This is a genomic window from Arthrobacter sp. GQ119 (genome assembly GCF_059759125.1).
In genome coordinates this window covers 111,114-133,429 of sequence record NZ_JCAXEA010000002.1, presented here as the reverse complement: position 1 = coordinate 133,429, position 22,316 = coordinate 111,114, and the positions used below count along the sequence as shown (strand labels likewise).

Here is a 22,316-nt window from a genome sequence, read left to right as displayed (position 1 = left end):
TTGATGGCTAGTGCGTCAGGTTCAGGGTGTGGAAGGCAGTTTTGGTGCTGGGGCGGCGGCGGTGGCGGCGAGCCGGTCCCAGTCCGGCTTGGAGTGGGAGAGCAGATAATCGCGCCTTTGGGGCAATTGGTTTGCCCGCCACCCCGTGATCAGGGCCCGCAGGAGCAGGCGGGCCTGGGCTGAGATGATCAGGGCCTCCAACTCCTGAACGGGCAGCGGACGGATAGTCAAATAGCCATCCATGACGTGCAGTGCGTGCTCCCAGGGGCTGGACGGATCTGCTCCCAGGAGGTTGGCCATGGTGACGCTGAGGTCGAAGATCACCGGTGTCCGCACGGCGTCTCCGAAGTCGATAATCCCGGTCACGTAGTCCGGGCTGTCCGGGTCGACGAGGATGTTGAACGGACTGAAATCGCCGTGGACTACCTGAGAGGTCAGGGTGTCCAGCAGCGGAACCACTGTCTCGTCGAACCGGTCGAAAATGTCTTCGGCCAGGGAGCGTTTGTGCTGCTCCTCGACATAGTCAAGCAGCGGCCGCATCCGGTGGAAGTGCTTCAGGTCCCACAGGAGCAAGCGGTCGGCGCGGGCATGATCGAAGTCCTGCAAAGCAACACCCAGACGGGCAAGGCTTGAGCCCACCAACTGAAGCTGGCCAGCGGACGCCCCGTGGTGGGCCAGCAACTCGCCTGGCATGAAGCGCATCACGCGAAGCACCCGGTCAAAGGGTCCTTCCGGTGACGGAATATGGACTTCGGTACTCCCCGTAAGGCTCTTTACTACACGCTGCACCGGAAGTTCGGGGGCGGTCAGTTCCAGATGCTCCATGCATGCCGTCTGCAGGTGGACTATCACCGGATCCTCATCGGCTGTGGACAGCTTGACAAGATACATGTCATTTCCGTCCTGCAGACGAAAAGTCTCGTCCTTCTCAGTGGGAATGCGTTTCAGGTTGCCGTTCAGGCCGTAGGACTGTTCAAGGAGCTCCAAGACAGCTGAGTCGGCGAGCTGAGACTGTTCCACAAGGAGTCCGCTCTCTGATGCGACGGTGTCGATGAAAGCAGAGTCGCTATTGACGCCCCCCGTGATGGTCCGCGCCAGGCCGGTATGAAGTGCGGTGGGGTCAAGAGATGGACTCATGTCACCCTTTCAAGGGTCGAAGGAAAAATCAGGAGCTCCGGCTGGTGTTATGAGAGGCCTCGGTCGTTGTCAGCCATCTGCATCCGTTCGACCGAGCTGAGAGTTTTTTATTCACTATGAATCTAAATCCTTAAACGCCCATTGTCAACAGTTTTCTGACGGGCAGGGCGGCGATCAGCGGAGTGACACTGCCCAACGCGCAGGAGGCCCTGATGCAGCGGACTCCAAGCGGGTCGACGGCGTCTTCTACGACGCGGGGAGAATAAGCGGTGTTGCATCGGGGCCCCCAAATGTCAGCGCTATTGGTGGATCTCCAAATAGATTTCCACCGAATTCAGGGCCGCCCACCTTCGACGAAGATGCGTACAAGGATCGCAACGTCGTCGAGCGCTCCTTCGGGCTGGTCAAGCAATGGCGCGGTATCGCGACCCGCTACGACAAGCTCGCCATCACCTTCCGTGCCGGGGCCGCCCTCCACGCCGCCCTCACCTGGGCGACTCTATTGGGAGACATACCCTAGTCGCCGCGTGACATGTCCACTACGGGCGTGGCAGGGACGAACCCAGCCGCGAGGTAAGTTGCCAGAGCGCCGCTATTGGCTCCTTCGGCGGCCACCACGACACTGGAGGAACCCATCTCCCGCAGCACCGCCGCTCCCGCGCGCGTGATCTCCACCCCGTAACCGCGCCCACGGTGGTCCCGACGCACGCCCATAGGCTCGATGAGGCCGGGACGCCCCGGTCCGGCAGACCATACCGTTGTCACCGCGACCGCCTTCCCGTTCTCATCGAAGGCGACGAGGTTACGCGATGCCTCTGCGAAGGGCCCGGAGGTCATCGTCAGCCATCGGTTGACGAACGTCTGCCTCACGCCATCATCGAGCGGAGTGCCCCGGAACGCGGACCAGTGCACGCCGACCCATTCTCCGGCCCGGTCCTCGTCGATCGTCTCGATAAGGGTACCGGTCGGCTGGACAGGTGCGGAGAGATCGAAGCGCAATGGAATCCACGGTTCGTCCTCTTGCCAGCCTTGTCGTCCCAGCGTTCGCGTCAGAGCATCAGCGCCTCGCGCCTCCACCGTCGCCTGTCCGGGGGCGAACACGCCGCCTTCGGGGTCTTCGACCGAGTCTGCGATCCGCGTTGCAAGGCCGGTGTCGTCCCGTCGCGTCGGGTCGACCGCCAGACGAAGGAGCTGCGGGCCATCGAGAAGGCCGATGGCGGATGGTGTCGCATCGTCCGCCCAGATCCGTATCGACGATGCCGTCTCCTCGGCGCCGCGCAGCGAATACCAGCCGAGGTCACCAGGATGCAGGTGGACGGGGCCTCCATCCACCTGCCATCGTGCAAGCGTCTCTCCGACCTGTGCGAGCCGTGAGACGTCGGGCGTCGTCACTTCGAGCACAGCTGTCCCTCCCCTCTCCGATCGGATTCTACGGGGCGCGCCCGACTGAGCGAGCTCAAGCGGGACGCTGGTCATGTTGTATCCAATGCAGGTTGCGCTCCGGCACAAGACCTCCATGCTCCTTCAGTTGGATGAAATGAGTGGATTCCCTATTTTGTCTGACCCCTCTGGAACACTGTGTGTATGGACGGCATTGGGGAATCCGATCTGATACTGGCAGCGGCGCCACCCGGCGCCGGCCTTGCCGGCGCCGTCGCTCCGGATGCCGCCGCCCCCAATGCCGAGATGTCCTGTGTCACTGTGGAGGACCTACTCGCCGCGGCGGGGTCGCTGCAGCTGGCCGCCGACGGTGCCGGGCTGATCGACCAGTTGCGCGGGCTGGAGGAGCTGAAGTCTGCGGTCGCCGGTTTGCAGGCGAGGATCGCTGTGGCCTTCGATGCCGCCCAGCGCCGCGCCCAGGCCGAGGCCGGGGTCCCGGTGGCGGAGCAGGGCCAGGACGTCGCCGCGCAGATCGCGCTCGCCCGGCACGAATCCCCGGCCCGCGGCTCCCGGCTGCTGGGCCTGGCGAAGGCCTTGCTGACCGAGATGCCCCACACCCTGGCCGCCTTGGACACCGGGCAGTTGAATGAATGGCGCGCCACCCTGCTGGTGAAAGAAACGGCCTGCCTGTCCGCGGCTGACCGGTGCGCCGTCGACGACGAGCTCGCCGCCGACACCGGAACCTTCGACGGTTCAGGCGATAGGGCGATCGTGGCCGCGGCTAAGGCTGCTGCGTACCGGCGGGATCCCCGCTCGGTCACCCAGCGGGCGAGCCACGCAGCCGCCGAGCGGCGCGTCAGCCTGCGACCGGCCCCGGACACCATGACCTACCTGACCGCGCTGCTGCCCGTCGCCCAGGGCGTCGCCGTGTACGCCGCGCTCAGCCGCCAGGCCGATACGCTGCGCTCGGACGGCGACTCCCGTTCCCGTGGCCAGATCATGGCCGACGCCCTCGTCGAATGGACCACCGGCGCCCCGGGTGGGATCAGCGGGGTCGAGATCCAGCTCGTCATGACCGACCGCACCCTCTTCCGGGCCGACAGCGAACCGGCCCGCCTCACCGGCTACGGCACCGTCCCGGCAGGCTGGGCCCGCACCCTGATCCAGACCAGAGAGGCTACCGGCGGTCAGGAACCCAACGATGGCGGGAGCACCGCGGGCCAGGAACCCGACCCGGGCGGGGCCACCAGCCGCCAGGCACTCAAGGCGTGGCTCCGCCGGCTCTACACCGCCCCCGGGACCGGTGAGCTGGTAGCGATGGACTCCCGGGCACGGCTCTTCCCGGCAGGGCTGCGCCGCTTCATCCAGACCCGCGATGACACCTGCCGCACCCCGTACTGCGACGCCCCGATCCGCCACCACGACCACATCATCCCCTGGCACACCGGCGGGAGGACCACCCTGGCCAACGGCGCCGGTCTGTGCGAAGCCTGCAACCACACCAAAGAAAAACCCGGATGGAAAGCCATCCCACGGCCCGGCCCACGGCACACCTTCAAACTCCAGACACCCACCGGCCACACCTACCACTCCACTGCACCCCCACTCCCCGGAACCAGCCCGGCTGAACGGCTACTCAGCCAACCGGAATGGCTCCCCCGAGCCTCCTGAAACCGTCAAGTGACCCGTCCCCGGCGGCCTGTCACAGGACTACGTGCCTGCACACAGCCCATGTCTGGCGGCACCCAGAGGAAGACGCGGCCTAGACGTGCATCCTGGCCACGAAGCGGAACCTGTCGCCCCGGAAGACTGAGCGGGTCCACTCAACAGGCTTTCCGTCGAGGGCGAAGCCCTGCCGGTGGACCAGCAGCATAGGGGCGCCCATTTCGACGTCGAGCAACCGGACTTCATCAGGGCCTGCAAGTTTGGTCTCCACGGCGTCCTCCACTTCGCTGATGCGGATGCCGTAGTCCTCGCCTAGGGCCGCATACAGGGACCCGCGGACCTCCACGTTGTGCGCCAGGTCCGGCAGGTCGCCGGCCAGGAAGGCTGTCTCGTGGGCCAGCGGCTCGCCGTTGACCAGCCTTATCCGTTCAACGCGGTGGACCTCCGTCCCGGGTGCCAGCCCGAGCCGCCGTGCAATCGCCGGATCGGCGGGTACCGGACCGATGTCCAGGATCCTGGCAGATGCCGTCATGCCCTGGCTCGCGGCATCATCCGAGAACGACGTGAGTTGCCGGACGTGTGTGACCTTCGGCGGAGCGACGAACGTGCCCCTCCCCTGGGTCCGGTCCAGGCGCCCCTCGGACACCAGTTCCCCGATGGCCTGCCGGACCGTGGTGCGGGACGTGGCGTACTGCTCCGCGAGCGCCCGCTCGGTGGGGATGAGGGTACCGGGGGCCGCGTCCTCAATGAGGGCAAGGATCTGCTCCTTGAGTACGTAGTACTTCGGCGGCGCGGCGGGACGGGTCTCCATGATTGCGATATTACCTATTGACAGGAAAATTGGTCTACGCCAAAATAGTGGAAATTGGTTTATACCAATTCTGGCAAACGCCGGAATCCGAAGCCACTTCCCCACCACAGGCAGACAAGGACCCAAAGATGTCGTTCCTGCAAGACCTACGCCAGACGCCCCGTCTGGGCCTGCTCGTCGGCGGCACCGCCGCCACCATCGGCATAATCTACGGCTACGATCTTTCGAATATCGCCGGCGCCCTGCTCTTCATCACCAAGGAGTTCCAGCTCTCCACCGGTGAGCAGGAACTGGTGACCACCGCCGTCGTCGTCGGTGAAGTCCTCGGCGCCGTGCTGGGCGGCTGGCTCGCCAACCTCCTCGGCCGCAAGGTCTGCATGGTGGGCGTCGCCGGCGCCTACGCAGCCTTCGCGGCGCTGAGCGCCCTGGCGGCGGACGTCCCGATGCTGCTCATCGCCCGCCTGCTGCTGGGCCTCACCATCGGCATTTCGGTGGTGGTGGTGCCCGTCTTCGTGGCCGAATCCGCGCCTCCAAAGGTCCGCGGCGCCCTGCTCGTCGCCTACCAGGTGGCCACCGTCATCGGCATCATCGCCGGCTACCTGGCGGCGTACGCATTGTCGGCCACCGAGAACTGGCGCCTGATGCTGGGCCTGGCCGCCATCCCCGCCGTGCTGGTCCTCGCCGTCACGCTCCGGCTCCCCGACACCGCCCGCTGGTACATGATGCGCGGCCGCACCGAGGACGCCCGCCGCACCCTGGCGTCGATTGAACCCCACGCCGATGTGGACGCCGAACTGGCCGACATGAAGCGGGCCATCAGCGAGGAGCGCGGCGGAGCCCTGCGCGAAATGCTCCGCTCCCCGTATTTGAAGGCAACCGTCTTCGTGGTGGGCCTCGGGTTCTTCATCCAGATCACCGGCATCAACGCCGTGGTCTACTACAGCCCGCGGATCTTCGAGGCGATGGGCTTCACCGGCAACGCGGCACTGCTCCTGCTGCCCGCCCTGGTGCAGGCCGCCGCCCTGGTCGCCGTCTTCGTGTCGCTCTCCCTCGTGGACAAGGTGGGACGCCGGCCCATCCTCCTGGGCGGCATCGGCATGATGATCGTCGCCAACATCATCCTCGTTGCCGTCTTCATGGTGGGCCGCGACTTCGGCGGAGCACTGACCGTCATCGGGTTCCTGGGGGTCCTGCTGTTCACCGTCGGCTTCACCTTCGGCTTCGGCGCACTGGTCTGGGTGTACGCCGGTGAGTCCTTCCCCGCACGGCTGCGCTCCCTGGGCGCCAGCGCCATGCTGACCTCCGACCTCGTGGCCAACGTCATCGTCGCAGCGTTCTTCCTGACCATGCTGCAGCGGCTCGGCGGGGCGGGCACGTTCGCGGTCTTCGGCCTCCTCGCCGTCGCCGGCTTCATCTTCGTGCACCGCCTGGCACCGGAAACCAAGGGACGGAACCTCGAAGAAATCCGCCATTACTGGGAAAACGGCGCCCGCTGGCCCGAACAGACCGGCAGCATGCCGGCGGCCAAGTAATGCCGCCGGTTCCGGGCCGTGCCACTGGCATGGGCCGAGTACTCGGCCTCGACATCGGCGGGTCCAAGACCCACGCCATCCTGGCTGCCCACGCGGTGAGTCGAACCCCCGACGACGGCGCGCAGCAGGCTTCCGAGTGCATCGTATGCAGTGCGAACATCGCCTCAGTCGGCGAAGAGGCGGCGGCCGCCGCGCTGGACGGCCTCGCCGCGCAGCTGGGAAACCGCGACGCCGGCCACGGCATTCAGGCTGTTTGCGCGGGGGCGGCCGGGGCAGACACCCCGGAGAGTCGGGAACGCCTCGCCGGCCTGCTGTCACGGACTTTCCCAGGGGCCCGGATCCAGGTGGTCCACGACACGCGCATCATCCTCGCCGCCGGCGGCCTGGAGGCCGGCACCGTGGTCATCTCGGGCACCGGCTCCGCAGCGTGGGCGCTGAGTGAGGACGGCCGTGAAGCCAGGGCAGGCGGCTGGGGCTACCTGCTGGGCGACGAAGGCAGCGGGTACGCCATCGCCCGCAGCGCCGTGCGCAACGCCCTTGCCGAGTACGATCGCGGCCGGCCCGCCGGGCCGTTATCGACAGACCTTCTGGAACGGGTGGGCGTCTCCGGGCCGCCGGCGCTGCTGGACCTGTTCTACCGCACCCCGGAACGGCGGTACTGGGCGAGCCTTGCCGGAACGGTGTTCGCCTCCGCAGCCCGGGGAGACGCCGTCAGCCTCGCGATCGCCGAGGACGCCGCGCAGCAGCTGGCATCGCTGGCCACGGCGGTCAACGATCGGCTGGGCCTCCTGCCCGGAGGCACCGATCCGGGCGCCGACGATCCGGGCGCCGACGTTTCGGGCGCTGACGCTCCTCCCGTCCTGCTGGCGGGCGGGATGCTCGTCAACCAGCCTGCCCTGGCGAAACGCGTCAGCGGGCTGCTGGCAGGACGCGGGCTGGCGGACGTCCGGGTGCTGGAGAGGGCCCCTGCCTGGGGTGCGGTGAAACTGGCATCCGACGCTGCCAACTCCGCCCAGCCTGCTGCGGACCACCGCCGCGGCCCGTCCTCTTCCCCGCCTAACCCAGTTACCTGAACCAGTTGCCTGACCCAGGTTCCGGCCTCATTCCATCCGATCCACCAAGCACGCGTCCGCAAGGAGACACATGACCACCCCGCTGAACACCCCCACCCCGGCAAGCACCACCACCGGCACCGGCACTGCCACTGCGCTCCAGGTGCCGGGATCGCTGATGGCCGCCGAAATCCTCGAGCAGCCCGAGGCACTCGCCCGGCAGCTGGACCAGGGACAGGCCGGCATCCGGCGTCTGGCCGCTACCCTTCGCGAAGCGGACATCCGTTTCGTCCTGCTCGCAGCACGCGGGACCAGCGACCATGCCGCCCTGTATGCGAAGTACCTCATCGAGACGGTGCTGGGGCTGCCCGCCGGGTTGGCGTCGCCGTCGAGCCTTACCGTCTACGGAGCGGAGCCCAAGATGAAGGGGGTCCTCTGGCTGGCGGTCAGCCAGTCGGGCGGATCCCCGGACCTGGTGGACTCCACTGCGGCCGCGGCCCGGGCCGGCGCCGTTACCGTTGCGGTGACCAACGCGCCGTCGTCGCCGCTGGCCGGGGCCGCCCAGCACCATGTAGACATCCTGGCGGGACCGGAACGCGCCGTGGCCGCCACGAAGAGCTACACGTCCCAGCTGCTCGCGCTGTGGCTGCTCATCGACGCCTGGGCCGGCGGTGACGGGACCGACGCGTCAGACCTGCCGCGTCACGCGGAGGATGTCCTGGCCCGGCCGGAGATACTGGAGGTTGCGAACCGCTACCGCTTCGTGAACCACATCATCACCACCGGGCGCGGTTTCTCCTACCCCACGGCACGAGAGGCTGCTTTGAAACTGATGGAGACGTCCTACCTGGCCGCCCATGCCTTCTCGGGAGCCGACCTCCTGCACGGCCCCTTCGCCATGATTGACGAGGACCGGCCCGTCATCGCCGTCGCGTCGCGGGGCGCCGGCGGCCGGGCCCTGGAGCCCGTGCTGGAGCGGCTGGCGGAACGCGGGGCGGACGTGTGCCTGGTGGGCGATCCTGCCGCAGCCCGGCCGCTGAACCACACGGTGCCCCTGCCGCACGTCCATGAGCAGCTCGCGCCGGTCCTTGAAATCATGCCCCTGCAGCGGCTGGCCCACGCCATGGCCGCGGCCCGCCACCGCGACCCCGACGCGCCCCGGGGCCTGCGCAAGATCACGGAAACCTGGTGAGTACGACGCTCATTTCCGCCGCCCGCGTCATCACGCCCGGCGCTGTCCATGAGCCCGGCTGGGTGGAGACCAGCTCCTCCCAGGTCAGCGCCGTGGGCGCCGGGACCCCTCCGCGGGTGCCGGACGTCAGCTTTCCCGAGGGGACCCTGTGCCCGGGGTTCATCGACGCCCATGTTCACGGGGGCGGCGGCTTCAGCTTCAACGATGCCGACACGGCCGGGGCTGCCGCAAAAATCGCCGGCGTGCATCTTGAGCACGGCACCACCACGCTCATGGCCAGCCTGGTAACAGCGCCCTTGGCAGAGCTTGAGGCTGCGGTAGCGGCTTTGGCCGGGCTGGTCGAAGCGGGGACGCTGGCAGGGATCCACCTGGAAGGACCCTGGCTCAGCCCGTTTCACCGCGGCGCCCACGCCAGGGACCTGCTGCGGGCTCCGGAACCTGCCGCCATCGACCGGCTGATGCTGGCAGGCCGCGGAGCCGTAAAAATGGTCACGATCGCCCCGGAGCTCGAGGGAGGGCTCGCGGCCATCCGGCAGATCACCCGCTACGGCGCCGTGGCCGCCATCGGCCATACCGGTGCCGGCTATGACCTGGCCCGTGAGGCAATAGCCGCGGGCGCCACGGCCGGGACGCACGTGTTCAACGCCATGCGCCCCCTGCACCACCGGGAACCCGGACCCGCCCTGGCGCTGCTGGAGGACCCGGACGTCTTCGCCGAGGTGATTGCCGACGGCGTGCACCTCCACCCGTCGCTGGTGCGCTTCATCGCGGGGAGCCCTGCGCGGGCCGTCTTCGTGACCGATGCGATGGCGGCGGCGTGCGCCGCCGAGGGGACGTATCAGCTCGGCGGCCTGGAAGTCCGGGTCGCCGGCGGCGAGGCGCGGCTGGCCAGCAACGGCGCCATCGCCGGCAGCGTCCTGACCCTGGACGCTGCCGTGCGGCATGCGGTCAGGCAGGCAGGCATTCCGCTGGCCGACGCCGTCCGCGCGGCCACGCAGAATCCTGCGGACATGCTGGGGCTGGCGGACGTCGGGCGCCTCGAGCCCGGCCGGCGCGCGGATCTGGTGGTGCTCGGTGAGGATCTGATGGTTGCAGCGACGATGAAATCCGGAGAATGGCTGGCTGAGCCGGTAAGCGCCGGCCCAACCGTCAGCGGCTGGTGAGGGGCACGCTGGAGAGCGGTTTTCAGCGTTCGTAGATTCCGGTCAGCGTGGCCGTGCCGAGGAGGTGCTTCGCGAGCTCGGAGCCCAGGCTGGCCGGACGGGCACCCGCACGGGTGTCCAGCTCCTCGACATCCAGCGCGTAGACCGTCACGACGTAGCGGTGCCGGCCGTGACCCGGCGGAGGCGCGGCCCCCACGTAGCCCCGGAAGCCGGCGTCGTTCTTCAGCTGCACAGCGCTTGCCGGGAGCTCCGCGCCGGACTCCGCTCCTGCGCCCTCGGCCAGCGAGGTGACGTCCGCGGGGACGTTAATTACGGCCCAGTGCCAGAACCCTCCGGCGCCCGGGGCATCGGGATCGAAAACCGTGACGGCGAAGCTTCGGGTCCCCGCCGGGGCGCCGCTCCAGCTCAGTTGCGGGGAAGCGTCGTCACCGCCGGCATGGAGCTTGCCGCTGCGCTGCGGGGGCTGCAGGGTCTCGCCGTCCCGGAAGGACCGGCTGGTGAGTTCGAACGACGGAACGTCCGGCAGGTCTGCAAACGGACCGGAGGGTGTCATGGCTGCCTTTCAGATAGTGGGGACTTCTGCTTCCTTTGCTGCTTCTTCTGCCGCTTCTTCGACGCGGTTGAGTTCGGCCCTGGCGGGCGGGTTGGCACCGGCCCGGGACACCGTGACGGCGGCCGCGCGGGTGGCGTGGGCGAGGAGCGCGGCGAGGCCCTCGGCGGGCAGCGCGCGCAGGGCCCGGCGGTTCTGGGCGCCGTCAAGGCCGCGGTCCACGACGCCGGAAAGCAGCGCCGCCATGAAGGAATCCCCGGCCCCGACCGTGTCCGCCACCTCCACTTTCGGCGCGGCGAACTCGGCCTCTCCGGCAGCCGTGATGCCCCAGGGACCCTCGGCGCCGCGCGTGACCACCACCATGGCCGGCCCTTGCGAACCTCCCAGCGACAGCCAGCGGCGGGCCGAATCGAGGACATCGACGCCCGGATACAGCCATGCAAGGTCCTCGTCGGAGGCCTTGACGATGTCCGAAAGGGTCACGAACTTCTCCGCCTGTTTGCGGGCATAGTCCACGTCGGTGATGATGCTGGGCCGGCAGTTCGGGTCAAAGCTGATGGTCGCCGACGGGTGGGAATGTTCGACGGCGGCCAGCACGTCGGCGGCGCCGGGCGCCAGCATCGTGGCGATGGAACCGGTATGCAGCAGCGTGGTGCCCTGCATCATGAACGGCAGGCGGTCAACGAGGCCGGGAAGAACCCAGGCGAGGTCGAACGTGTAGGTGGCGGCGCCGTCGTCGTCCACCAGGGCGGTGGCCACGCTGGTGGGCAGCCCGTCAGGGGCCTGCGGCAGCATGACCGAGCTGGCCCTCAGGTGGGCCGCCACTGAGTCTCCATAGGCGTCGCGCCCGTAGCGGCCGATGAACTGGACGGGATGGCCCAGCCGGGCCAGCCCCACAGCGACATTGAGCGGGCTGCCGCCCACATGGGCTTCGATTCCGGAGGAGCGCTGGACCACGTCAACGAGGCCCTCGCCGATAACTGTGAGCATGGTCATACTCTGCCAGAGAACGGCGCCGGACGCTCCCGCCTTGCGGAGAACTGGCTGGAGAACAGTTGGAGCAGCGTGCGCTCAGGCACGCTGCTCCATGGCAGTTCGGAGGCGGCTAGGACTTCGTCTTGCCCGGCAATGCGAGCTTGAAGACCTTGGCCCAGGAGGAGCCCACCTGCTTGAGCAGCGGCCCTGTGGTGTACGGGAGACCGTAGCGCTTGCAGATCTCCTGGACCTTCGGCGCCACTTCGGCGTACCGGTTGGAGGGAAGGTCGGGGAAGAGGTGGTGCTCGATCTGGTGAGACAGGTTTCCGGTCATGATGTGCATGAACTTGGAGCCGGAGATGTTGGCCGAGCCAATCATCTGGCGGACGTACCAGTCACCGCGGGTCTCGCCTTCGACCATCTCCTCGGTGAAGGTGTCCGCCCCTTCCGGGAAGTGGCCGCAGAAGATGACGGCATGGGCCCAGACGTTGCGCACGGCGTTGGCGGTCAGGGTTCCGTAGAGCGCCTGCTTGCCGGAGCCGGTGAGCATGGCCACGGCAGGAGTGGCGGCGTAGTCCTTGGTGAACTGCGTGACCACCTTCTTACCCAGCGCCTTGAGGTCCTTCTGCAGGGCTTCCTTGGACTTCTTCCCCTCCTTGTACTCCGCCAGTTCGAGGTCGTAGATGGCGATTCCCCATTCAAAAATTGGTGCCAGGATCGCGTTGTACAGCGGGTTGCCGAGGTTGTGCGGCTTCCAGGGCTGTTCCTCGTCCATGCGGAGGAGGTTGTATCCGACGTCATTGTCCTTGCCCACCACGTTGGTCCAGCGGTGGTGGAGGTCGTTGTGGGTGTGCTGCCACGCCCGGGCCGGGGTAACGAAGTCCCATTCCCAGGTGGTGGAGTGGATGTCCGGGTCACGCATCCAGTCCCACTGGCCGTGCAGGATGTTGTGGCCGATCTCCATGTTTTCGAGGATCTTGGCGGCGCTCAGCAGGGCGGTTCCGGTGACCCAGGCGGCCTTGTTGCGGCCCATCAGGAGCGCAGCGCGGCCGGAGATCTCCAGTCCGCGCTGGATCTTGATGACGCGCCGGATATAGGCAGCGTCGGAGGCGCCGCGCTTGGCGAGGATCTCGTCCTTGATGGCATCCAGCTCGCGGCCGAGTTCGGCCACCTGCTCGTCGGTCAGGTGCGCGGCGGCCGGCGGGCGAACCAGTGGGCTTCCCGATTTGGCCAGGGCACCCGGACGGGGTTTAGCCGCCGGTCCGCTGATCGACGTCGATTCCACGGCTGTGCGGTCAGATATTGCTGTCATGTTGTGTTGCTCCTCAGATGTCGAGGTTAACGGGCCCGGCGGCTGCCGAGACACACGTCTGGATTAGTTGGCCCGGCTCGCCGTGGACCTCACCGGTGCGCAGGTCACGGACATGACCGGCGCGCAGCGGCGTCAGGCAGCTATGGCAGATGCCCATGCGGCACCCGCTGGGCATCAGGACGCCGGCGTCCTCGCCCACATCGAGCAGCGGGGTGTTTCCGTCCGCCTCGACCTCGCGGTCCGAGGCCTCAAAGGTGACCAGTCCGCCGTCGTGCCCTTCCCCGCCCACTAGGCTGGTGTTGAAGCGCTCGATGATCAGGTTGATGGGGTCGGCCGCGAAGGGGCCCGCCTTCTTGTGGGCAGCGGCCTCTGTGGTCCACAGCGCCTCGGCCTCGTCCAGGAAGCCCTCCGGGCCGCAGGCGTACGCGGCGCGCTGCCGCCAGTCCGGGCAGAGCTCATTCAGCAGGGCGGCCGAGCTGAAGTCCAGGCGGCCGCGTTCGCCGGTGTACCAGTGGGTGACCCGGAAGTTGGGAAACTGGTCCGCGAGCTCGGACAGTTCCTCGTGGAAAATGCTGTCCTGCGGCGTACGGGCGGAGTGGATCAGCACGACGTCGGCATCGGGGCGGTGCGGCACCAGCGTGCGGATCATCGACATGACGGGGGTGATGCCGCTCCCCGCAGTGAGCATGAGCAGCGGCCGCGGATGCTCCGGCAGGACAAAGTCGCCCTGGGGCGGAGCCAGGAACAGCACGTCGCCGGGCTTGGTGTTCCGGACGAGGACACCGGAGACAGCACCCATGTCGCTGACGGTGATGGCAGGGTCCTGCCCTGCCGGCGCGCTCAGCGAATACGACCGCCAATGCCGCACGCCATCGAGTTCCACCCCGATCCGCGCCCACTGCCCGGCCTTGTGGGCCTTCCAGCCGCGGCCGGGATGGAAGTGGATGGTGGCGGAGTCCGCCGTTTCAGGCACCACTTTTGTGACCACGCCGCGAAGCTGACGGGCCGAAAAAACGGGGTTAAAAAGCGCGAGAATGTCCTCCGGCGCCAACGGGGTGGTCAAGACCGTCGCGGCGCGCGCCAATTTGCGGAGCCGAATCATGTTGTCCACCACCTGTTGGATTCACCCATATGTATCTCCTAGTGAAACCGGTGATCGTAATATACAAAACTACCCCAACCCCCGGCTACTAGCGTCCCGCATGCCGATGGCCGGAGCAACCGGAGCGGTGTGGCAGTGGGGTCAGACAAAGGTTTTCCTCCATGGTGGGCGCCTGAGCGTGCGTTATTGACTATAAATGGTAAGTGTACTTACCTCCCGAAGATTACGGGGGCGTAGCAGCACATTGGTCAGGGAGGGTGCGCCGCTGCGCGGCCGTGCCGGCAGCGGATTTACGATCGACCCCCATGACTTTGCAACGAACGGACGTCGATGGAGTTCCCATATTCCAGGTGGCTAGCTCGCCGGGTCGTACCCGAACTCGCGGAGCTCCTGCGGGCAACGGCAGGCCACCGCGATCTTCCTCGCCCACTCGACCGCGTCCTGGCGCGTCGGCAGCTCCAGCACGGTGAACCCACCCTTGAGTTCGGAGTCCGGATAGATCCCGGCGCTCACCGACCCGTCGGCGGAGACCAGCACGGGAGCGACTTGCTCCTCGATCCCACCGCCGAATACGTAGACGCCGGCAGCCTTCGCCTCCTCGATCACAGCGTGGGATTCGGCGACGACGATCGGGAACTCCTCGTCGGTGAGTACCATGGCTTCGCTCGGGAAGGAGATGAGGTATTTCGTCATGTCCCGATGGTGCCCCACGGGCGGGCCGGACAGCAACGGTTGTGGACGCTTGAAGGCATCCATTCGCGCCATTGCTCGCCCCCTAGGAACCCAGCAACTCCTGCACGAGGTCGCGGCATTTCCGGTAGGACGAGGCCTTCGGGTCAATCAGCGCGAAGTGGTCGCCCGGAACCTTGACCACTTGGACCGGCGCCCCGGCGGCCCGGGCTGCTGCGGCGTACGCTTCCGACTGGCTCATGGGAACGGTGCGGTCCTCGAGTCCGTGCACCGCATAGACCGGCACGTCCAGCGGAACCGCGCTCATGGGGTCTGCATACTTGTGGCGCTTGGGGTATTTCCCGGATGAACCGCCCATGAGGTTGCTGACCGCCCCGTTGCTGAGGTCAAGCCAGTCCGCCTGGGCGAGGTTGAGCAGCCCGGACTGGCTGACCACGCCTGTCAGGTGCACCGCCTCGCCGTTGAGGTTCCTCTCCACCTGCCGGTCAGCATCCGGAGTTCCCAGCCCGGCCAGCCGGTCCCGCCCGGCCGCCCAGACGGCGAGGTGGCCGCCGGCCGAGTGGCCCAGCGCCACCACCTTGGCAAGGTCAAGCCCGTGCTCTTCAGCGACTCCGCGGAGCCTGTCGATCCCGGCCAGCACGTCCTCGAAGGTGTGCGGCCAGCCGCCGCCGTTGCCTGCCCGCCGGTATTCCAGGTTCCAGGCCGCCATTCCGTGGGCTGCGAGGTCCTTCGCCAGCGGTTCGCCCAACTCGGCCCCGTACTGCGAGCGCCAGTATCCGCCGTGGATGACCACCACGACGCCTCGGGTCGCCGGCCGCTTGCCGTTCCGTGATGAGGATGCTGGCGGCGGTTCCGGCAAGAAGAGTTCGCCCCATTGGCTGGGGTGGTCGCCGTACTGGTACTTCTGCCGCTTCACTGCATCCTCCTTGAGTACGGGTGGGCAGGAGGCAACAAGTGCCCCCGGCGTCACCACTGCCGTCGCCCACAGCAGTCCAGAGGACGGCAGGGCCCGACGGCGCACATCAGCCATGCCCCGAGCCTACAGGGACGCGGCTCCCCCCGGGCGGAAGGGAGTGGCTGAGGTGGCGCTGCCGGTGTCACACCGGCGACTGTCGCACGCCCTTGATAGTTTGGAACCATGGCAAGCAACTGGGATCGCCTGGACGTCAGTCAGCGCGACTCCGTGCAGGAAAGCGTGGAACTGTATGAGCGCGTCCGGCCTGCCCTGAAGCTTGTCACCCGGGACGTCCTGCAGATGCTGCGGACCATGCTCAAGGACACCGAGGTCACGCCATTGTTCGTGACCGGCCGTACCAAGACCGTGGACTCCTTCCGGGAGAAAATCTCCCGCACCGAGGAGCCCCTGGAACCCGGCGGCCCGCGCGTCCTGAAGTTCCCCGACCCGTTCCGCACCCTTAATGACATGGTGGGTGTCCGCGTCATCACCAAGCTCCCTGCGGAAAATGCGGTGGTGGCCAACCTCATCAAGCGGCAGCGGCAGCTGTTTGACTGCCGCGGAGACCGCGAGAAGGACATCGGCTCCATCGAGTCCGGGACGTACGGCTACTCCAGCCGGCACCTGATTCTGCGGACCATCCAGAATGAGGCCGTCAAGGAGTACCAGAAGGTCTTCAACTCCGAAGCGCAGCCCAACGGCAGCTACTTCTTCGAATGCCAGATCCGCACGGTGTTCGCGCATGCATGGAGCGAGATCGAACACGACATCCGCTTCAAGGCGGAGGATCCGCGGGCCTGGACCCCGCATTTCGACCGCCAGTTCACCGCCACGGCCGCCATGCTGGAGACGGTGGAGAGCGCCTTCGCGGACCTGCACGAGCGCTACGAGGAGGTCCGCGGCTACTGGGACATGGACGGTGACGGCGCCGCCCCGCTCACACCCAACCGCATCCGCGACGTCTGGCGGACGCTGCTGCCGCACGTGGACCGCAAGGTGGATGACGACTGGGGATGGGCCGCCGAACTCATGGCAGCCCACGGCCTGAACCAGACCGTCCAGCTTGCCGGGCTTCTCAGTGCCAACAGGATCACCGAGGTCCGCAAGGCCCTGGACCACCGCTACTCCCCCGGCCCGGACCGGCTGCTGGATGACCTCCTCCTGTGGCAGTACGGGACCAAGCACATCGACCTCACCGCCGAGGAGCCCGACGCCGTTCCGCACCCGCGGCGCGACAGCCTCCTGCGGCGGCTGAAACAGATCGAGCGGTACCGCCAGACCAAGAAGTAGGCATCGGCAGGGTGAGGTTCCGCCCGGTCAGCATGAACAGCACGCTTCGGACGGAGCGACACGCCTCCGTTACCTTAATGTGACTTTTGGAAAAGGCTCCCGTACCGTGGAAGACGTGCCTTCCTCACCGAGGAAGGCACTCCCGCGCTGATTGCCTAACTCTGCCGCTGCCCGGGATCCGTTCACAGACCATGCACGGCAGAGACGGGGAAACCAATTTTGGCCCGCACGAAAGGGCCTTGGGGTGAAGCCGCGCAGTTCCTGAACTCGTCAGGGCGCGCGGCCGGGTGTCTCCCATCCGAATCCGACAGCTCACCTCGCAGGCATCGGGAGAGGCTCCTTCATGTCGTCACGCTTTACCCGTGCCCGCCGCGCAGCGGCCGGCCGTTCGAATCCGTTCGTATCCGCATCGCGTGCTGTCACGGCCAATGCCGGAGGACTGGGACGCCAGGCCGCCGTAATCCTCGCGGCATCGGGACTCGCCTTCACCGGCAGCATGGCAGCGAACGCTGCCAACGCGCCGGCCCAGAAGGACGCCGCCCCCGCGTCAGCGCCCACGGCCGCCAGCCAGGTCCAGGCACCCCTGAGCGCCAGCTCCAGCGTCAAGATCGCCTTCGAGCGGCCCGCGGTGAAGTCCACCCCTGCCCCCGTGGTGCAGGCGCCCGTCGTCGAAAAGCCGGCGGCACCGCGCGCCGCTGCCGCTCCAGCGGCTGCCGCAGCCCCCGTTGCCGCGCCTGCCCCGAAGGTACCTGCCCCGAAAATCTCCGTCCAGTCCGCAGCGGCTCCCGCGAAGGCTCCCGCTGCCGCCGCCGGGGGCGTGAATGCCTCCATGGTGTCGGCCGCATACGCCCAGCTGGGCATCACCCAGGACTGCACCGCGATGGTCGAAAAGGCACTCGGCGCCTCCGGCATCCGAGTGGGCGACCTTGCTCCGATGCAGTTCATGAACCACGGCAAAGTCGTGTCCACCCCCCAGCCCGGTGACATGGTGGTCCAGTCCGGCCACGTGGGAATCTTCGTGGGCAACGGCAAGGTGCTCAGCGGCGGGATGAACGGCGTCAACGAGACCGTGGTTCACCCGCTGTCCTGGCTGACCGCCACCGGCCCCGTCACCTTCGTGCGCGCCGGAGCCTGACAACGCCGAAGCCTGATTACGCCGGAGCCTGATTACGCCGGAGCCGGTGCTCCGCTGCCTTGGGGGCAGCGGGGCACCGGCTTCTTCTGCTAGCCGAGAACTGCCCGGTTCCGTCCGAGGGATTTGGCCTCATAGAGCGCGGCGTCAGCGGCTGCAATTGGTCCGTCCAGGCTGAGCACACCCGCGTCCACCGCAGCGATGCCGTAGCTGACCGTGGGCATTTTCGGCACGTCGGGAACCGACCCCTTGGCGAGCCGCCGGCTGATTTCTTTGACGATGATCTCCGCGGAGTAGGGGCTCGCGCCCGGGGCAAACACGATGAACTCCTCGCCGCCGTACCTCCCCACGAGGTCCGTGGAGCGGACCGTTGCACGGCAGGCGTCGGCGAAGGCCTGAAGCGCCAGATCGCCGGCGGCGTGGCCATGGGTGTCATTGATGGCCTTGAAATGATCCAGGTCCGCGAGGATCAGCGCTCCCCCGCTCTTGTTGCCCCGGCCGCGGCGGAGCTGTTCGGACGCCATATCCAAGAATGCCGATCTGTTGAGCAGGCCCGTGAGCCCGTCCTGGCTGGCGACGGTTGTCAGCGCCCGCGTGTGCTGCTCCGTGCTGAGACCGGCCATGCTGAACGAGACCACCGCCAGGAGCACCATCGTAACCAGGGTGGTCACGGCGGAACCGAAGTACGTCACGAACGTCGGGCTGTCGGGGCCTGCAGCGATAAAGACGATCAGCCGGCCCAGGTAGAACACTGAAACACCGCCTGCGGCGATCGCCATCGGAATGCGGACCCGAGTGTACCCCGGCTCCAAACGCCACAGCTCGCGTGAGGCGAGGGCAATCATCAGCGACATCGACGCGAGAAAAACGGCGCCCCCGGACCAGACGTTCTCGCCGGGATTGTCGAGGGCAGAAGCCACGCCCGCCACGACGGGAACGGCGCTGAAAAGCCAGAAGTTGTATTTCGGCGTCCGCAGCGAACGGGCACCGGCCCAGGCGCTCCCGGCCCCGGCAACCAGCAGGACATTTCCCAGCGTATTGGCCCACCACTGGTGCGGCGTGCCGTTGAGGAGAAAACACGCGGAACCGCAGAGAAACAGGAGCAGGGCGGCGCACCACCAGGCACTGTACGGGGAGCGAGTGCTGCGGAAGGCGGAGAAGTAAAAGAGGAGACCGAGCGCCAACGCCATCACAGCGAACGCAATCCGCAGTGTTGCCGTGTCCAGCACCATTCCCCAACTCCCCCCAATCCCCACCCGTTGTGCTGACCAGTATCCCACCGGCCCACGTCTCGCCAGTCCGGGCGCGTACGAATATGTCCGCACTTCATGGCAACCATCGAGCCCCATCTCGTAGCACTCGGGCCGGCGCGGTGTTCGTCAACCCAAATCCAGACGGGCGAAGCCCGCATGAAGGTCACGGACAATGACCGTGCCGCTGCCCAGGAGCTTGGCCTTGGCCTTGAATTGATCCACGAGCGCCTCGCTGGGACGGCCAAAGAGTTCGATCGACCGCATATGGATTAGCGGTGCGATGGGCGGGAATTTCGGGCCCGCCACCTGCATGTGGAACTCCAGTGATGCCGCATCCGGATGGAAGTGCAAGACGCACATCGTGGACCCGTCCTCTGAGAAGTAGACGGAATAGTTGATGATCCGGGGCTCGTTCAATTCGACGAACTCGGCCAATTCCGCCATGGCCGCCTTGAGCTCAGCGAGCTTGCCTGGCCGGACCTCGGACGTGTCCAGGTACGCGATGAAATCACCCATTTCTTCGTCCCTCCGTTGGATTGCTGTGTCCAGGTTCTGATCTTTTCGGGCAGGGATTGTCGGGTCAATGGGCCGGAGTCTCCGTACCGTAGGAAACGAAGGAGGTGGCCGTACAGGAATGGAACCGGGCCATTGAGCTCATCGAGGCGGACCTTGCCTCGCCTTGCCCGGAAGCCGCTGAGCGGCTCCTAAAGTCGGCTCCTAGAGACCGTTGCGTTCGATGCACTGGCCGATGATGCGCACGCCTTCCGGGAAGGCACCCGGGTTCGGTCCCGAATAGTTGAGCCGGATGAACGGGCCCGCCGGCTCGGCCGGGAACCATTCCCGCCCGGCGGCGATGATGACCCCGGCGCTCTCGCAGTCGCGGGTCAGCCGTTCCAGGTCCGTGCCGTCGGGAAGCCGCGCCCAGAGGTTCAGGCCGCCTTTGGGTACCTGCTCGATATGCGCCTGCGGGGCATGCTCGCGCATGCTGGTGACCAGGAGGTCGCGGCGCGACTGGAGCTGGTGGCGGAGGCTGCGCAGGTGCGTCTGCCAGCCGGGCTGCGTTACGACGTCGAGCGCCGCGGCCTGGAGCAGGCCACTGACATACATCGACTCGGCCGCCCGGTCCGCGAGGATGCGCTCACGTGCCGGGCCGCGCGCGATGACGGCGGCGATGCGGATGGCCGGGGACACGCTCTTGGTCAGGGAGCGAAGATACACAACGTGGCCGGAGTCGTCGCGGGAGGCAACGGGCACGGGATTGGTGGTGATGCCGAAGTCGTGCGCCCAGTCGTCCTCCACGAGGAATGCGCCCTTCGCGCGCACGACCTCCAGGATCTCTTCGCCCCGCCCCGCGGCCCACTGCGCTCCTGTGGGGTTCGCGTAGTTCGGCTGGGCGTAGAACAGCCGCGCGCCGGTTTCGTCAAAGGCCCGGGCCAGTTCTGCCTGGTCCGGGCCTTCGGGTCCGCTGGGCACCGGGACAACGCGGACCCCGGCCTGCGCCGCCGCCAGGATGGCGCCCCAGTACGTCGGCGATTCCATGAGCAGGGGCTGACCGCGGCCCGCCAGGGCACTGAAGATGGAACTGAGCCCGCTCTGGCTTCCCGGCAGTACGACGACGTCGCTCGGGTTCGGCGGCGTGGTTCCGGCCGGCGTCGAGGCACCGAGTTCATGGGCGAACCACGATTGCAGTTCCGGCAGGCCGGCGGCGGGCGGGCGGGACACCGCGGCGTCGCCGCGTGCTGCGCGGGTAAGGGCGGCACGCACCAGGCGCTCGGGCAGGAGTTCCCGGTCCGGGTAGCCGGCATGGAAGGCGATGGCGTCATTCGCCACATCGCGCATGGTGGTGGAGGCCGACGGAAGCGGCGTCAGCGGTGAGCGCAGGGCCGCCGTCTGCCAGCCGTAGTCCGACGGCCGGGCAATGCGGACTGCCCGCACGAACGTCCCCACGCCGGGCCGGCTCTCGATCAGGCCCTGCGCGGTGAGGGTCTGCAGGGCCTTCTGCACCGTGACCGGGCTCGCCTGGTACTCAGCAACCAAGGACCGCGTGGACGGCAACTTCGCTCCGGGCGCGGCCTTGGAAATCCATTCCCGCAGTCGCGTTGCAATCCGGGAACTGCTATCGTTATTCATGAGACACAATAGTAGCGCTACTACACTGATTCGCCCAGTGGTATCGTCAACTGCGCGCAGTGGACTATGGTGGGGCCTCCTCGGAGTAGCGGCATTCTCGTTCACTGTCCCGTTCACGCGCGTGGCCGTGGCGGGGCTTTCCCCGCTGTTCATCGGCTCCGGCCGTGCGGTGGTGGCGGCGGTCCTCGCCGTCTTCGCCCTCTCCCTCACCCGGCAGCGCCTTCCTCGCAGGGCACAGTGGCCACGGCTGGCCGTGGTCGCCGCCGGAGTCGTCGTCGGCTTTCCGCTGCTCACGTCATTCGCCCTCACCACCGCGCCGGCCAGTCACGGCGCCGTCGTCATCGCCCTGCTGCCGGCCGCGACGGCAACGGCGGCCGTCCTTCGGGGACACGAACGGCCGCCTGCAGTCTTCTGGGCCGTGACGGCCGTGGGCGCACTGGCGGCCATCGTCTTCGCCTTCGCCCAATCCGGCGGCTTCGGGCAGCTGCACTGGGCGGACCTCCTGTTCCTCGGCGCCGTCGCGGCCGCTGCCATCGGATACGCCGAAGGCGGCCTGCTCGCCCGCGAACTCGGCGCCTGGCAGACCGTCTCCTGGGCCCTCGTGCTCGCATCACCGCTCATGGTGATTCTGACGGCGCTCTCCATGGCCCAGCAGCCCCCATCCGCGACCCCGGCCCAGTGGACGGCCTTTGCCTACCTTGGCGTCGTGAGCATGTTTTTGGGATTCTTCGCGTGGTACCGCGGCCTTGCCATCGGCCCCCTGGCCCAAGTCAGCCAGGTTCAGCTCATCCAGCCCGTGCTGACCATCTGCTGGGCCGGATTCCTGCTCGGCGAGACTCTGACCTGGGCCACCATCACCGGAGGTGCCGCCGTCATTCTGTGCGCAGGCGCCGCAGTCCGCGTCCGGCTCCACCCGCGGCCGGCACCACCCCGCCCCGATGACCTGCACCACGATGACCTGCAGCCCGCCCCCTAACCAACCACAGGAAGAGACC

General features: G+C 67.5%; 20 protein-coding genes, 1 pseudogene and 1 riboswitch. Of the genes and pseudogenes, 9 read left to right on the top strand and 12 right to left on the bottom strand.

The genetic code is table 11. From position 1 onward, the window contains the following. Nucleotides 1–21: 21 nt before the first annotated feature. Nucleotides 22–1,137 carry a phosphotransferase gene (locus AC6CH3_RS02520; RefSeq protein ID WP_498130957.1) on the bottom strand — a complete coding sequence of 372 codons (1,116 nt, stop codon included), beginning with the start codon at nt 1,135–1,137 and terminating at the stop codon, nt 22–24. Between the two features lie 340 nt (nt 1,138–1,477). On the opposite strand from AC6CH3_RS02520, the pseudogene AC6CH3_RS02515 reads away from it, so the two are divergent. Continuing rightward, nucleotides 1,478–1,657: pseudogene (locus AC6CH3_RS02515) on the top strand (transposase); the annotation flags it as partial. Here the strand turns inward: AC6CH3_RS02515 and AC6CH3_RS02510 are convergent. Further along, entirely contained in the window at nt 1,654–2,538 is an 885-nt protein-coding gene (locus AC6CH3_RS02510; RefSeq protein WP_498130956.1) for a GNAT family N-acetyltransferase, read from the bottom strand. The pseudogene AC6CH3_RS02515 and the gene AC6CH3_RS02510 sit on opposite strands and share 4 nt — an antisense overlap. Nucleotides 2,539–2,823: 285 nt before the next feature. On the opposite strand from AC6CH3_RS02510, the gene AC6CH3_RS02505 reads away from it, so the two are divergent. Next, nucleotides 2,824–4,188: an HNH endonuclease gene (locus AC6CH3_RS02505; RefSeq protein ID WP_498131138.1), complete on the top strand. Its 1,365-nt coding sequence runs from the start codon at nt 2,824–2,826 to the stop codon at nt 4,186–4,188. Nucleotides 4,189–4,279: 91 nt separating this feature from the next. Here the strand turns inward: AC6CH3_RS02505 and AC6CH3_RS02500 are convergent, their stop codons facing one another. Beyond that, the gene (locus AC6CH3_RS02500; protein ID WP_498130955.1) at nt 4,280–4,993 is read right to left on the bottom strand and encodes a GntR family transcriptional regulator; all 714 of its coding nucleotides are present in this window, start codon (nt 4,991–4,993) and stop codon (nt 4,280–4,282) included. Between the two features lie 47 nt (nt 4,994–5,040). Here AC6CH3_RS02500 and AC6CH3_RS02495 point away from each other — a divergent pair, with 47 nt between their 5' ends. From AC6CH3_RS02495 to nagA, 4 genes are all read left to right on the top strand, one after another. Beyond that, nucleotides 5,041–6,525: a sugar porter family MFS transporter gene (locus AC6CH3_RS02495; RefSeq protein ID WP_498130954.1), complete on the top strand. Its 1,485-nt coding sequence runs from the start codon at nt 5,041–5,043 to the stop codon at nt 6,523–6,525. Between the two features lie 29 nt (nt 6,526–6,554). Beyond that, complete coding sequence (locus tag AC6CH3_RS02490) at nt 6,555–7,598, top strand: N-acetylglucosamine kinase (protein WP_498130953.1); 1,044 nt, start codon at nt 6,555–6,557, stop codon at nt 7,596–7,598. A 70-nt stretch (nt 7,599–7,668) separates the two neighbouring features. Continuing rightward, nucleotides 7,669–8,769, top strand: coding sequence for an SIS domain-containing protein (locus tag AC6CH3_RS02485; protein WP_498130952.1), 1,101 nt, complete (start codon nt 7,669–7,671; stop codon nt 8,767–8,769). Next, nucleotides 8,766–9,932: an N-acetylglucosamine-6-phosphate deacetylase gene (nagA, locus tag AC6CH3_RS02480; RefSeq protein ID WP_498130951.1), complete on the top strand. Its 1,167-nt coding sequence runs from the start codon at nt 8,766–8,768 to the stop codon at nt 9,930–9,932. The genes AC6CH3_RS02485 and nagA overlap by 4 nt, the downstream gene beginning before the upstream one ends. A 22-nt stretch (nt 9,933–9,954) precedes the next feature. On the opposite strand, the gene AC6CH3_RS02475 is transcribed toward nagA, so the two are convergent. The 6 genes from AC6CH3_RS02475 to AC6CH3_RS02450 form a co-directional block, all read right to left on the bottom strand. Next, nucleotides 9,955–10,485 (bottom strand): YbhB/YbcL family Raf kinase inhibitor-like protein, encoded by a 531-nt coding sequence (locus AC6CH3_RS02475; RefSeq protein ID WP_498130950.1) that lies wholly within the window; start codon nt 10,483–10,485, stop codon nt 9,955–9,957. A 9-nt stretch (nt 10,486–10,494) separates the two neighbouring features. Beyond that, a complete protein-coding gene (locus AC6CH3_RS02470) occupies nt 10,495–11,472 on the bottom strand; it encodes a carbohydrate kinase family protein (protein ID WP_498130949.1) in 978 nt (325 codons plus the stop codon). Between the two features lie 115 nt (nt 11,473–11,587). Beyond that, entirely contained in the window at nt 11,588–12,769 is a 1,182-nt protein-coding gene (locus AC6CH3_RS02465; RefSeq protein WP_498130948.1) for a fatty acid desaturase family protein, read from the bottom strand. Nucleotides 12,770–12,782: 13 nt separating this feature from the next. Beyond that, nucleotides 12,783–13,871, bottom strand: coding sequence for a ferredoxin reductase (locus AC6CH3_RS02460; protein WP_498131137.1), 1,089 nt, complete (start codon nt 13,869–13,871; stop codon nt 12,783–12,785). A gap of 354 nt (nt 13,872–14,225) precedes the next feature. Beyond that, entirely contained in the window at nt 14,226–14,564 is a 339-nt protein-coding gene (locus AC6CH3_RS02455) for a YciI family protein (RefSeq protein ID WP_498130947.1), read from the bottom strand. 82 nt (nt 14,565–14,646) lie between these two features. After that, nucleotides 14,647–15,477: an alpha/beta hydrolase gene (locus AC6CH3_RS02450; RefSeq protein ID WP_498131136.1), complete on the bottom strand. Its 831-nt coding sequence runs from the start codon at nt 15,475–15,477 to the stop codon at nt 14,647–14,649. A gap of 222 nt (nt 15,478–15,699) precedes the next feature. On the opposite strand from AC6CH3_RS02450, the gene AC6CH3_RS02445 reads away from it, so the two are divergent. Continuing rightward, a complete protein-coding gene (locus AC6CH3_RS02445) occupies nt 15,700–16,806 on the top strand; it encodes a GTP pyrophosphokinase (RefSeq protein WP_498130946.1) in 1,107 nt (368 codons plus the stop codon). 152 nt (nt 16,807–16,958) lie between these two features. Beyond that, a riboswitch (cyclic di-AMP (ydaO/yuaA leader) is annotated at nt 16,959–17,142 on the top strand. Nucleotides 17,143–17,149: 7 nt separating this feature from the next. Then, the gene (locus AC6CH3_RS02440) at nt 17,150–17,941 is read left to right on the top strand and encodes an NlpC/P60 family protein (protein WP_498130945.1); all 792 of its coding nucleotides are present in this window, start codon (nt 17,150–17,152) and stop codon (nt 17,939–17,941) included. Nucleotides 17,942–18,030: 89 nt separating this feature from the next. Here the strand turns inward: AC6CH3_RS02440 and AC6CH3_RS02435 are convergent, their stop codons facing one another. From AC6CH3_RS02435 to AC6CH3_RS02425, 3 genes are all read right to left on the bottom strand, one after another. After that, nucleotides 18,031–19,170 (bottom strand): GGDEF domain-containing protein, encoded by a 1,140-nt coding sequence (locus tag AC6CH3_RS02435; protein WP_498130944.1) that lies wholly within the window; start codon nt 19,168–19,170, stop codon nt 18,031–18,033. Nucleotides 19,171–19,317: 147 nt separating this feature from the next. After that, on the bottom strand, nt 19,318–19,707 hold the full coding sequence (locus AC6CH3_RS02430; protein WP_498130943.1) for a hypothetical protein: 390 nt from the start codon (nt 19,705–19,707) through the stop codon (nt 19,318–19,320). A gap of 201 nt (nt 19,708–19,908) precedes the next feature. Further along, a complete protein-coding gene (locus AC6CH3_RS02425; RefSeq protein WP_498130942.1) occupies nt 19,909–21,321 on the bottom strand; it encodes an aminotransferase-like domain-containing protein in 1,413 nt (470 codons plus the stop codon). Between AC6CH3_RS02425 and AC6CH3_RS02420 the strand changes: the two genes are divergently transcribed. Beyond that, complete coding sequence (locus tag AC6CH3_RS02420; protein ID WP_498130941.1) at nt 21,320–22,297, top strand: DMT family transporter; 978 nt, start codon at nt 21,320–21,322, stop codon at nt 22,295–22,297. The genes AC6CH3_RS02425 and AC6CH3_RS02420 overlap by 2 nt on opposite strands. Nucleotides 22,298–22,316: the final 19 nt, after the last annotated feature.